At 41.4% G+C, this 12,533-nt stretch carries 10 protein-coding genes and 1 pseudogene; 2 read left to right on the top strand and 9 right to left on the bottom strand.

Annotated features, from left to right (window positions below; genetic code table 11):
* Positions 1 to 54: 54 nt before the first annotated feature.
* A complete protein-coding gene (locus tag BA79_RS16595) occupies positions 55 to 1,569 on the bottom strand; it encodes a methyl-accepting chemotaxis protein (RefSeq protein ID WP_035704033.1) in 1,515 nt (504 codons plus the stop codon).
* A gap of 318 nt (positions 1,570 to 1,887) precedes the next feature.
* On the opposite strand from BA79_RS16595, the gene BA79_RS16590 reads away from it, so the two are divergent.
* The gene (locus tag BA79_RS16590) at positions 1,888 to 3,225 is read left to right on the top strand and encodes an amino acid permease (RefSeq protein ID WP_035704030.1); all 1,338 of its coding nucleotides are present in this window, start codon (positions 1,888 to 1,890) and stop codon (positions 3,223 to 3,225) included.
* A 244-nt stretch (positions 3,226 to 3,469) separates the two neighbouring features.
* On the opposite strand, the pseudogene BA79_RS19965 reads toward BA79_RS16590, so the two are convergent.
* The 8 genes and pseudogenes from BA79_RS19965 to BA79_RS16555 all read right to left on the bottom strand — a co-directional run.
* Positions 3,470 to 3,553, bottom strand: a pseudogene (locus tag BA79_RS19965) (hypothetical protein); the annotation flags it as partial.
* A gap of 9 nt (positions 3,554 to 3,562) precedes the next feature.
* Complete coding sequence (locus tag BA79_RS16585; protein WP_411801804.1) at positions 3,563 to 4,663, bottom strand: DNA alkylation repair protein; 1,101 nt, start codon at positions 4,661 to 4,663, stop codon at positions 3,563 to 3,565.
* A gap of 109 nt (positions 4,664 to 4,772) precedes the next feature.
* Positions 4,773 to 6,101 (bottom strand): GntP family permease, encoded by a 1,329-nt coding sequence (locus BA79_RS16580; protein ID WP_035704024.1) that lies wholly within the window; start codon positions 6,099 to 6,101, stop codon positions 4,773 to 4,775.
* 24 nt (positions 6,102 to 6,125) lie between these two features.
* Entirely contained in the window at positions 6,126 to 7,670 is a 1,545-nt protein-coding gene (gntK, locus tag BA79_RS16575; RefSeq protein WP_035704020.1) for a gluconokinase, read from the bottom strand.
* Positions 7,671 to 7,855: 185 nt separating this feature from the next.
* A complete protein-coding gene (locus BA79_RS16570; RefSeq protein WP_035704036.1) occupies positions 7,856 to 8,689 on the bottom strand; it encodes a MurR/RpiR family transcriptional regulator in 834 nt (277 codons plus the stop codon).
* A 116-nt stretch (positions 8,690 to 8,805) separates the two neighbouring features.
* Positions 8,806 to 9,741 (bottom strand): nucleoside hydrolase, encoded by a 936-nt coding sequence (locus BA79_RS16565; protein WP_035704018.1) that lies wholly within the window; start codon positions 9,739 to 9,741, stop codon positions 8,806 to 8,808.
* 97 nt (positions 9,742 to 9,838) lie between these two features.
* A complete protein-coding gene (locus BA79_RS16560) occupies positions 9,839 to 10,321 on the bottom strand; it encodes a DUF1433 domain-containing protein (protein ID WP_035704015.1) in 483 nt (160 codons plus the stop codon).
* Between the two features lie 81 nt (positions 10,322 to 10,402).
* Positions 10,403 to 10,909 (bottom strand): DUF1433 domain-containing protein, encoded by a 507-nt coding sequence (locus BA79_RS16555; protein WP_035704010.1) that lies wholly within the window; start codon positions 10,907 to 10,909, stop codon positions 10,403 to 10,405.
* A 129-nt stretch (positions 10,910 to 11,038) separates the two neighbouring features.
* Between BA79_RS16555 and BA79_RS16550 the strand changes: the two genes are divergently transcribed.
* Positions 11,039 to 12,523, top strand: coding sequence for a lipase family protein (locus BA79_RS16550; protein ID WP_035704008.1), 1,485 nt, complete (start codon positions 11,039 to 11,041; stop codon positions 12,521 to 12,523).
* The last annotated feature ends 10 nt before the right edge of the window (positions 12,524 to 12,533 follow it).

Genomic DNA, 12,533 nt, shown 5'->3' with positions numbered 1-12,533 from the left:
ACCGCGTCTAAATTTAGGGGGTCACTTCACTGATGAAAAGGCGGTTTTTTGACATTAGATACTCTTTGAATATGCCACCAGACGCTGAGACATATGATTCACTTCATCAACTGAAGCGTTCACTTGCTCTGTTAAAGCAGCCTGTGTTTGCGTAAGAGCTGTCATATTGGAGATATTTTCAAGAATTTGATCGATTTGTGTTTTCATTTCAGTTAAACTAGATTCGATATTTTCTGTCGCATTGGCACTATGAAGCGCTAGCTTACGCACTTCATCGGCAACGACTGAGAAACCGCGTCCCTGCTCGCCTGCTCTTGCTGCTTCAATCGCGGCATTCAAACCAAGCAGATTCGTTTGGTTTGCCACTTCTTTGATTAAGTCTGAAATGTTCTTCGTCTCATCTGCACTGTTTTTCGCCAGATTAGCAGCAGACGTTGACTGCTCTTGAGCGACAGCAAGCTCTTGTGCTTGGTTTGTCACAGAACTGATGCCAGATACCATTTCACTAATAGAACTTGAAAGCTGCTCTACTTGAGAAGCCATTTCATTCGCTGTTTTTTCTTTATTTTTTTCTAACGTAATATCACGAATCGTTCCTGCGACACGTAAAGGGACACCCTTCTCATCACGAATGGTTTCACCGCCCGCATGATACCAGCGATACTCGCCATTTTTACTCTGCAATCTATAATCAATGTCAAATGGTGTGCGGCCAGAATGGTCATTTAAGTGATCCGCAAAAGCTTGGAGAGCCGATTCTTTATCTTCAGGATGCAAACGATCACTCCAGCTGCTCAACACGTTCGGGAAATCCTTTTCATCTGTAAAACCAAGCGTTTTTCTAAACTGTGGAGACCACCAGAATTCATTGTTTGGATTGACAGGATCGCCAGCCTCTACAACCATATCCCAAGGCGCTTCCACAAGCGCACGGTTGATCAAGTCATATCTTGTCACGAATGCTTGCAGCTCTTCTTCTTTCAATTTCTGATCATGAATATCAAAAAGAGCCCCTGCCACACGAAGAGGTACACCATTTCGATCTCGAATCGTCGTTCCAGTTGCTTTGAACCAGCGATAATCGCCATTTTTCAACTTCAGACGATACTCGATATCATACGGTGTACGGCCAGAATGATCCAATAAATGCGTAGAGAATGCATTCAAGGTGTATTCCTGCTCATCTGGATGAATTCGAGATGCCCAGCTGTCTAAGACATTCGGAAAATCGTTTTCATTTTGGAAACCTAGCATTCTGCGGAAATCATCCGTCCATGTGAATTCGTTTTTTGGATTCACAGGATCTCCTGCTACAACCGTCATATCCCATAGACCCACTTGAATGGCTTTTGTCACTAAATTCATACGCATATGAATATCTTCTTGCGCTTCTTGCATCTTTTGCAACGCTTCATTTATTTGAGCCACTGCTTCTATTGTTTGACTAAAAGAGAATGCAGCAGTATCAATTCTGGCTGAAAAATCTCCCTTCTCAATTCGTTGAACTAATTGACTGCTTTCACTTAGAAGGGCTCCCGACGATGAATCACTTGCTTTTCTCATAAACATCTTCAATAACTCCTTTCATTCTTTCATACATTTTTGAAATATTTTACAGTTATAAACAATTCTTTATTAGGACTTTAGTAATACAAAAGATATATCGACAAAAACTGAAAATTGTTTATGTCAGAATGAAGGCAAATGTTCATTTTTTCACGAAGTTTTAGGTTTTGGGGATGGGTCATGGAAAAGATTTATGGAAGAAAACGGCTCATTTGATAGAATCAACCGCCTATTTTGTCTGAAAAATCTCTTTTTTTATATTGACACTGACCGCTCGAAAAAAGAAAATGGAACATAAGCATTTTAAAAAAGGAGAACGTCATGAGCGCGAATCAGGAACAACACGAATTAAAAAAGCTTTTATCGCCGCGTCATATTCGCATGATTGCGATGGGCGGGGTCATTGGTACAGGAATCTTTAAAGGAAGTGCCGATACAATCGGCTTAGCAGGTCCTGGAGTTATCTTTTCCTATGTATTTGCTGGATTGCTTCTTCTCATTGTCATGGCGGCTTTAGCTGAAATGGCCATCGTCTACCCGGGGAATAACCTTCGCGACCTCATACAGATTGCGCTTGGTCAACGTTTTTCATTTGTTGTCGGATGGGTTTACTGTTTTATGTGGCTCACTGTATGTGTCATTGAAATCATTGCAGCGGGGAGTTTACTTCAATATTGGATGCCAAACGTACCTTTATGGTCTTTATGTTTACTTTGCTCGCTCTTAGTCATCGGAATTAATTTAAATAATGTAAAATACTTTGGTGAAATTGAGTTTTGGTTCGCTGGAATGAAGATTTTCGTTATTATTGTGTTTATTATTCTCGGTGCTGCATTATTATTTGGAATCATTCCGAGCGAACAAAGCACGCCTGTTCTCACCAATTACCAAAACTTTGTCCCGAACGGATGGGGTGCTGTCTTTGCCTCATTATTAGTGGTGATCTTCTCGTATGGAGGCTCTGAATTGATCGGGCTGACCATTACAGAAACAAAGGATGCAGAAAAGGTGTTACCTGGTGTTGTCAAAAGTATGATGTGGCGCATCATCTTGTTTTACACACTGCCGATTTTGATTATTTGTGGACTCATTCCTTGGAATCAAATTGATCCGAATAACAGTCCTTTTGTCCAAGTCTTTTCAGCAGCTGGCATGCAAGGTGCCTCTCACTTCATTAATTTCGTCTTAATTACAGCCGTTCTATCTGCCGCCAACTCTGGTATTTACGGCACGACAAGAATGATTCATTCTCTATCTAAATCAGACGGCGGTCCAAAAAAGCTGGCACAGGTCAACAAAAGAGGTGTACCTATTTTAAGTTTATGGGTGACCGTTCTGTTTCTTTTAATCGGAACATTCTTTGCTTACTTGTACCCAGATCAAATTTTCAGCTATATGCTGGCTATCCCTGGTTTTGCGGTTTCTCTTATTTGGATCAGCATCTGTCTGGCTCATTTGAAACTGCGTCCAAGATATCCGCAGGAGCCGTATTTCAAAGTTTGGTTATTTCCGTATTTCACTTTATTTGCTGGTCTTGTACTCAGTATCAGTTTTGTTCTGTTCCTATTCAGACCAGAGAACTTACCTAGCTCGATTATCAGCATCGGTTTCTTAGCAGCCGCCATCATTGCTTCATTTTTAATGAAAAAGAAAGCTTAGAAACGAAGCAAAAACCCGCCTCAGTGGCGGGTATCAGATTGTTGACAAAGGGCTAAAATGAACTTGATTTTAGCCCTTTGTCTTCTTTTCAGCGTGATAGAAAACCTTTGCAGCCCTAGGAAGGACGAGTACTGGCGCGGAGCGAATTTGACATTCGTGAGCACCAGCACGCAGGACTGACAAAGAATGCGAGGGTTTGTCTACACGCTAAGAGCTATCGCCCATAAAGCGATAGCTCTTTTGATTATCCGCGCAAGACGGCTTGATACGTATCTTCTAATGCTTTCAATACGTTTGTATGAACAGCCGTGACTTCTTCCTCAGTCAACACCCCGCCTCAGTGGCGGGTTTTTTCATGAGCAGCTGCTGTGACTTCGAAATCGACAGACGCTTTTGGGATGCCGTTGATGATGATGGTTAATGTATGAATGCCCTCATAGTGCTTTCTCGTTGTCATATTTTGAAACGACTGTGACCGGACAAATTCTCTATGCAGCGTCGATCCTGTTTCAAATTCTGTGATTTTAAATACCTTTTGATTGCGTGTACCACGAGCTTTCACGTAATCAACAGCATACTCTACGCGCAGCTTTAATGGCTTATCTGCCTGAAGAATAAAATGAAAGGTCAGCTTCTCTCCAATACGAACGGGGTCTTGCATCACCTTCAAATCCATTACTTGGATAGACGGATCATCTCCATAGCCAAATAAAGCCATGATATCTGGATCGCCTTTTTTCAATAACGTACGGGATGCATGTTTGACAATCCAGTTTGTATGTTCATTGGTTCCATACCAGCTTTTGACCATTTGCTTCATGAGGTCTGGCTGAATTGCAGAAATATCATTTAAATGATTCGCTACACTTTTTTGCACATACTTGGCCGAATCTGACTTCAAGTTTTCCAAAATGGGCAGCGTGACAGAAGGGTCCTTTTTCAGCGCAGGGACGGATAATCCCCACGGCAAACGAGGCCTGCATCCTTCACTAGCGAGACGGCGAATATGTTCATTTTGATCCTGTGACCACACAAGCATCTGCGCCAGCATTTTCTCTTGATCTTGTATGAGAAAAGGTCGAACGGCAAATTCAGCAGTGGAAAACGGTGTAAAGAATTCAAGTGTTTTGATCGAGATATCCCAATGGTCAACACCATATGTCTCGACGTAGTCTGGAAATACGAGCGCACTGAGCCCTGTAAAATGCGGTGCTGTCTGACGCAGTACATCGATTGCCTTCTCATAATCCTCAGGCAGACAAGCGTGCATCGATTCAGTCACTCTTCTCATTCGTCCTTTTAACTCCAGCTGCTCCCAATCCTCTTGAAACACGAGCTGCTGAAAGTGATCAGCATCAAATACAGTTGACGCTTGCGCAAGTTTTTCTGCTAAATGTTGAATAAATGGTTCATTATATACATGTTTTAAAGGTTCGATCATGTCCGCCTCCCATAGCTCAATATCATTATTTTATCCTAAATTGTCAAAAGCGGCATAACAACAAGCCAAAAACAGCCCAATCCCGAAGAATTGAGCTGTTGTGCCGTTATATAAACATATTAATGATCATAATAAATGCAATGGCGCTAACGGAAATGATGGTCTCCATAGCCGTCCATGTCAAGAACGTCTCTTTAATGGTCATACCAAAATACTCTTTGATCAGCCAAAAACCAGAATCATTGACATGAGACAAAATCAGTGAACCCGCTCCTGTTGCTAAAACAAGCAGCTCTCTGCTCACATCCGGCATGGATGCAGCGATTGGGGCTACAATTCCGGCCGCTGTCATCATGGATACTGTAGCAGATCCTGTTGCCACACGAATAACCGCAGCAATTAGCCAGCTAAGTAAAATCGGTGAGATTGGGGAGTGTTTGGCTAAATCAGCAATATAATCCCCAACACCTGAATCGATCAGTACATTATTGAACGCTCCGCCTGCACCAATCACAAGCAGAATGGAAGCGATCGGTCCCAAACATTCATTACTAAATGACAGCACTCGGTCACGGCTCATCCCTTGTATAAAGCCAAGACTAAAGAAAGAATACACTGTCGCAATCAATAAAGCTGTTATGGGATCTCCAATGTACTTGAACATCTGATACCACATACTATCCTCTGGCAAAATAATGTCCGCCAACGTGGCAAGCAACATAAGAATGACCGGCACCAAAATGGTAAACATCGTATTCGCAAAACCAGGAAGCTTCCGATCAGCATGTCGTTCCGTGAATTGCTTTCTGAGCAGCTCTGGAACTGGTTTATATATTCGTTTTCCAATCCACTTACCATACAACGGTCCAGCAATAATAGCTGTTGGCAAACCGACGATGATTGAAAAGAAAATCGTTTTCCCCACGTTGGCATGATAGATGCCTACTGCTGCCATTGCAGCTGGATGAGGCGGGACTAACCCATGCACAACAGACAAGCCTGCGATTAATGAAATCCCAATCGTCACAAGCGAAATGCCCGTTTCAATCGCAATGGTAAAGAGTAAAGGAATGAGAAGAACAAATCCGACCTGGAAAAAGACAGGTATCCCCACGATAAAGGCTACAAACATCATCGCCCAATGCACATTCTTCGTCCCAAAACGACTGATGAGTGTTTGAGCGATCCGCTCAGCGCCCCCTGACTCGGCCATCATTTTCCCAAGCATGGTCCCAAGCGCTAGCACTATCGCCAGTAATGATAACGTGTTCCCTAATCCCGTTTTAATCGATTGAATGATTTCCTGTAAATCCATTCCTGTAGCAAAACCTACTAGCATAGAGGTAATAATCAAACTCACAAACGGATTCAACTTAGCGACTGTAATGAGAATGAGTAAAAGGACAATCGCCGCAATCACAATGAATAAAAGCATGTTCTCCCACCTTTTCCCCGATGTTTAACGATTTTGTTTTAATTGCAACGCACTAATGACATCAAATTCATCCTTCAGTTTGTCATAGAGACGCTCATATAAATAAAATAGCTCTATGTATGTTTCGTTGTTCTTCATATTTGGTTCATGGCGGGCAGAAATACGAATCCATTCCTGCACCTCTTCTATCTCTTCCATATGACCTAAACTATGAAGTGCAAGGACAGCCGCCCCAAGTGCGGAAGCCTCATAGCTTTCTGGAACGAGCACTTCTCTACCCATCGTATCTGCCAAAATCTGTCGCCATAGAGGGGATCTCGCAAATCCACCAGAAGCCCTGACATCCTTCGCTGGACCTGTTAAATCTCTTAGTGCCACACCGATCGAGAATACACTCATAATGACGCCTTCTAACACGGCTCTAATAAAGTGCTCGCGCTTATGCTGAAGACCAATCCCGAAGAACGTGCCTCTTGCGTTTGGATTCCAATAAGGTGCACGCTCACCTGTTAAAAATGGTAGAAACAGCAGTCCTTCTGAGCCAGCTGGAACCTTCTCTGCAATATCAATCATCAGATCGTAAGGGTCTACACCTAGACGCTTCGCTACCTCCACCTCTGACGACCCAAATTCATCCTTCAGCCATCTCAGCATAATCCCGCCGTTATTGGTCGGTCCTCCGACTACCCAGTGCTTGTCCGTCAATGCATAGCAAAATGTTCTTGATTGCTCATCTGTAATCGGCTGATCTACGACTGTACGTACTGCACCACTTGTCCCAATCGTGACTGCTACCTCACCTTTGCCAATCGCACCTACACCAAGATTCGCTAGGACACCGTCATTCGCACCCACAACAAATGGTGTATCTTCTTCAATGCCCATTCGCAGCGCAATTTCTGGCTGAAGCCCACGCAGCTGATGCGTCGTTGGAACAAGTTCAGACAGCTGATTCACCTGAATTCCTGCAATACGTAGGGCCTCCTCGTCCCATTGAAGCGTTTCCAATCGGAACAGTCCTGTTGCTGATGCAATTGAATAATCGACCACATACTGACCGAAGAAATGATAAAGAACATACTCTTTGATGGAAATGAATTTTGCTGCCTGATTGAAGACGTCAGGTGTCACTTCCTTGATCCATCGTATTTTTGAAAGCGGTGACATTGGATGGATCGGTGTTCCGGTTCTTTTATAAATTTGAAAGCCATCTAAGTCCGTTATGATTCGTTTCGCTTGTTCTGCACTTCTGTTATCAGCCCAAATGATACTGTTTGTTAATGCTTTTCCATTCTCATCCATGACGATTAAGGAATGCATCGCCGTACTAATTCCCACACCTATGAGGTTTTTTGCATCAAATGCTGCTTTCGTCAAGGCGCCTCTTACACTCGCAATCACAGCATCTAAAATATGTTCAGGGTTCTGCTCAACCCATGCTGGCTGGGGGTGAATGAGGTCATAAGGAACAGAATGTTTTGATATGACTTTCCCCTGTGGTCCAAATAGAACCGCCTTTGTACTTGTTGTTCCAATATCCAAACCAATTACCGCCTGGTTTCCCTTCATCTGTATCACGCCCAATCATTGATTTGAAATAAAGTGTCGTGGTGCCGGTGTACCTGATAAATCCCATTATAGGAATATTTTTTTCGACATTCAACGATCAAAAAGAAAATAATTTTCATTTAAAACCTTAGAATCGTTACCACAACAGCATTTTTCACTAATAGAAAAATTTATTTTTGAAACCATTACACTCTTTTTTGAGAGATGGTTTCTCTCATTTGCTTTAAGTTTGTTAATGTTTCCTGCTGCCTTAAATGTGCAAGCGCAAAATATAGCACATCAATCACAGTAAGCTGAGCAAGCCTAGCAGACATCGCTTCCGTTCGGAAAGCCGTTTCTTGCGTTGATGTATACAGCGTGACATCTGCAAGCTGACTCAATGGAGAACGCTGATAGCTTGTAATGCCAATGGTTTTCGCTCCTTTTTGCTTGGCTGTTTTCATCGCATCCAGTAAATCCTTATTTCGACCAGAATGAGATATACCAAGCACTGTGCTCTTTTGATCAAGCAGACCTGCCGACATCGCTTGAAAGTGAGAATCTGTATGAACAATACAGTTGATGCCTGTTCTCATAAATTTGTGGAAAGCATCTGTGGCGATGAGGCCAGACCCACCACTGCCATAAAACTCTAAGCGCTCTGCCCCATGGATTAATTGTACGGCTTTTTCTACATCTTCTGGATTCAACAATTGAAAACTATCCTTTAATGCAGTGATGTTCGCCTGAAATACCTTTTGCATAAAAACGGCAGTATCATCGTCAAGACTCATCTCTTCATCTACATAATCAGGCTTCGTTTGGTCTATTTCCTGGGCAATAGCAATCTTCAAATCTTGATACCCCTCAAATCCAAGCCTTTTACAAAGACGAAAAATCGTTGCCTCTGAGCTCGCTGTCTTTTTGGCAAGCTCGACAATCGACAAATGGATGATGTCGCGGGGCTCACTTGTAATGTGCTCAGCAATTGCTTTCAGTTTTGGCGGCAATCCTCTGCTTGCTGCCCTTATCTTATCCATACTACTAAAACTGACAGAAGCCAATTGACTTCACTCCTTCCTCATTCATGTTAGCGCATACATTTCCTCATGTTCCCATCTTATAAAAAAGAAGCCTGTTTGCACAGACTTCTTTTTTAAGAATTCAAGACTTTGATCATTAAATCAAAAAACCCTTCAGCATCTACATCCATACACACTTGAAGATTGCGATCTTTTCCCCATTGGTGCTGAAAATCACATATCATTTGACCATCGCAGAACTCACTCTTCGTCTCCACTTCTACATGAAAAGCCTGTGTATTCACAAGTTGTTTATCAATTGCAAGACTTACAGCAAGCGGATCATGCATGGCACATGCCCACACCCCATTCCGCTCAAAATAGCGCTGGCGGTAAATGCTTGTGCTCTCTCTGATATAACTGGCTAACGTTTCATTTTGAATGGCATTAATTCTCTCATCCGTTAACAAGACCTGTCTCGTGACATCCAGCCCTACTTGAGTCAATGAAGGGAAACCAGCCTCCAGCACCAATTTCGCCGCTTCTGGATCTGCATATGTATTAAATTCCGCAACTGGTGTGACATTCCCCTGTCCCTGCACGACACCCCCCATAAAAATGACTTCTTTCACATGATGAATCAGCTCAGGGCATTTTTTTACCGCAAGGGCTAAATTCGTTAACGGCCCTGTCAACACGAGCGTAACCTGCTTCGAATACTTCAGCACTTGGTCAATGATAAAATCAGGCGCAAAACCTTCATCTGCGGTCTTCTTAGGCCGGGCGTCCTTTAAAGCGCCGCCAATTCCATCCTCCCCATGCACCCGATGTTCATAATGAGGGGCTCTCAAAAGAGGCGTCGCTGCACCTTTGATGACAGGGATTTCCTCTGCCTCAACCAGCTCAAGCACTTTACACGTATTCAACGTAGCCGCTTCAACAGACACATTCCCGCACACCGTTGTGATCCCCAACATATCAAACCGCTTACTTTTCACTGCAAGCAAAATACCAATCGCATCATCAATTCCAGTGTCTACATCCAAGATCAATTTCTTTTTATTTGCCATGTTTGAAAGCTCTCCTTTAAATGAAAGTGTTTTTATTGATTAATAGCATATTACTTTAGTCATCATTTATAGGGAACAAATTGATAACGGATATTTTTTACTCTTTTTCTCCAATATCGTTGAGATACTGTTCACGTTCTTTTTTAGAGAGACTATTCAAAAAATTTTCTTTCACTTTAGGTTCATCTTTATATTCATCCCAGTCTATAAAACGATCTGATAAATCAGGGGAATGACTCATCGAACCGATTTCGTTAGTTTTGTATATTAATGATGCAGAAAAATGATATTTTTCTGCATCGTTATTTATATATCCATCAACTGTGACATAACCCATAGGGCTTATAGATACATTTTTTTTAAATGTGATGGTTTTAATAAAATTGTGAATATCTTTTTCATGTAAATATTCTTCAATTTTTGGTTTCATCTTTTCTGCGAATTCTTCGGCCTTTTCTTGATCGCTTTTCTCTTGCACTACTTCATCTGAAAAACTCTGATGAATGTACTCTACAACAAACACAGTTACGGAGATGACGGCGACCACAATTATGATAGAAAATTTCATGATATTTTTCATAAAAAGCAAAACTCCTTAATGAACTTTAATCAGCTGACTATTGAATTTGGCAAAATAAAAACAGGTAGGCTAGTACCTGTTTTACTCTTTTTCTCCAATGTCTCTCAGATACTGATCACGTTCCTCCTTAGTAAAACTTTTAAGGTAATTTTCTTTCACTTCCGGCTCATCTTTATATTCTTCCCAATCTATAAAGCGGTCTGATAAATCAGGGTCATAACTCATTGAACCGATTTTTTTAGCTCTATATTGTAAAGAAGCTGAGAAACCGTACTTTTCCGGTTCATCATTTACATAACCATCAATCGTAATATCTCCCATTGGGTTAATGGTCACATCTTTTTCAAACGTTATGGTTTTTATAAAGTTATGAATATCTCTTTTGTGTAAGTGCTCTTCAATCTTGGGTTTCATCTTCTCTGCAAACTCTTCTGCTAATTCTTGATCACTCTTTTCTCTTTCTTCCACGATATTTTTTCCTCCCGCATCGTTTGATTCTTTTTTCTTGTCAAATTCTAGAATAAGTAAAATCACTGAGATAACTATGACGAGAACTAGAACACATATAATTTTAATTGTATTTTTCATTTAAATAATATCCACCTTTTATTGATATAATAGAGATATTTTTTGTATAATAAGCGATAGATCTAAAATAGATATTTATACCACTACATAATATAATTACCAAATATAAAGATAACAGGAGTGTTAATATTGACCATAAAGTCAACTCGATTTAAGCTTACTGACGAAGACTATAAAGAAATATCAACAAAATCTTATGCTATTAAAAACTATAAGGACTATAAAGAAATAGAAATTAGCAATGATAGAAAAATGTATGTCATTGACTATAAAGAAACAGAAAAAGGGCTTAACTCACTAACTCTGGTATCAAAGGATGACTTTATTCGATCCGGTAAAGGCAAAGACCTCACCAAAATCAAAAACGCCGTCATCGCCTACCGCGGGTCAGAACCGATTGGCGCAGGCCAATATAAAGATACCATTAAAAAACATGGAAAAAAAGAGTCAGATGATCTTCTTTCTACCATTTTGACAAAGCTTCCTCCTTTTAGCCAGTCAGAGACGTCAAAGGAAGTCACGACGAAGATGACGACAGGGACAACGACCTATACAAATGAGATTGTACAAGATTGGTTGATTTCAGATACGAAGTATTTGATTAAAAATATCCCTTTTGAACACGGCGCAGAGAATCAAATGGTGCAGGCGGACCGGTATGCAAAAGAGATCCATAAGAAAATGCCGAATGCGAAGATGTATGTGACAGGGCATTCACTTGGCGGGTCAAATGCTTCTTATGTTCTTGTCAAAAATGATTTTATTAAAGGCGGGGTCACCTTTGAGAATCCGAATATTTACCCAAATCTATCGGATGGTCTGCAAGCCAAAGCATTAAAAGGTGATTACCGCAATAGATTAACAGAATATATCAATCTCAATGACGGGCTATCTCTCTTAAATCGTCATACGACAGAAATCGGTCGTGTGAAAGTGATGTATGATGCCGCTTTACCTGAAGGCGTCGATTACACTGAGGACTCCTCAAAAGCCGTCCAATTTATGAAAAATCTCCTCAATCGGGCAATGAGTGTGAATCCTTCACTTGATGCGAATTTATTTCTTGAAGCCCTCGCCGGCAGCCATGGCTTAGACCGGTATTCCTTTTCGTCAGATGGCTCCGTTCAAACCATTGATGATATGTTGAGAAAAAACCCTTCTCTCACTGCCGCCATGTTACATCAATTGAGCCAATCAAATGTTCACCCGCAAAGTGTGGTAGCGATTTTAATCAAGTCGCATGTTCTCATGAACACAGGTCGTACATTCTCCACATATGCCGAGCACCATATGCAGCAAATCATTCGCAAAATTGAGAAACTCGATGACAAAGTGGATCAATCGGTGGAACGCGTTCGTTCAAGATACAAACAAATTGTCGGTTTTGGTTCGTATGACCAGCTGACGGCTTCAGATGTGGATGCTGTCATTCGCCACTTAAAAACAGAGGGTCTTGAAAATGAGTTCTATTCGGTCAAAAAGTATGATGCAGCGATTGATCATGCGATGGATATGAAAAGGTGGATGGACTCAATATCAGATGATATGAGCCAGCTAGGAAAACAATACCACGATGCAGATACAACCCTTGCCAAGAATATGGGGATTTCTTAAGGAGTACGAC

The sequence above is a fragment of the Bacillus altitudinis 41KF2b genome (assembly GCF_000691145.1).
GTDB lineage: Bacteria > Bacillota > Bacilli > Bacillales > Bacillaceae > Bacillus > Bacillus altitudinis.
The sequence above is the reverse complement of the archived record's forward strand: the minus strand, read 5'-3'. Positions and strand labels throughout refer to the sequence as shown.